Source organism: Mesorhizobium sp. M1E.F.Ca.ET.063.01.1.1 (assembly GCF_003998155.1).
Lineage (GTDB): Bacteria > Pseudomonadota > Alphaproteobacteria > Rhizobiales > Rhizobiaceae > Mesorhizobium.
Map to the genome: position 1 here is coordinate 1 of NZ_RZSC01001632.1, position 437 is coordinate 437.

1 pseudogene is annotated in these 437 nt (G+C 71.9%); it reads left to right on the top strand.

The annotated features are described in order from the left end of the window. Positions 1-50: 50 nt before the first annotated feature. A pseudogene (locus EOA29_RS40140) lies at positions 51-437 on the top strand (ABC transporter substrate-binding protein); the annotation flags it as partial.

Below are 437 nucleotides of genomic sequence, written 5' to 3' on the forward strand. Positions count from 1 at the left end.
CCCACAGACGGCACCCGCCCTCGCCACAAGCATGGGCAATCGCGTTTGCGCTGGCGGCCGCCTTGTCCGGCTGCCAGTCGAAAGGCAGCGTGAGTGAGGCGCTCGATCCGGCCGCGATTGCGGCGCCCGGCGCCCCCGCCGGCGGCAGCGTCGCCGCGGCGCCAAAGGCGATGCAGGCCACGCAGTCGCTGGGCACCGGGCCGGCCAAGATCACCATGCTGCTGCCGCTGTCCGCCGCGGGAGGCGCGGGCGAGGACGGCAGGAAGATGCTCGACGGCGCCAAGCTCGCCATGGCCGATCTCGGCAACAACCTGCTGACGCTGACCGTCGAGGACACGCGCGGCGATCCGGCCAATGCCAAGGACCTGGCGGTCAAGGCGATAACGACCGGATCGAAGGTCGTCATCGGCCCGACCGAACTGCCGGCCGCGCAGCAC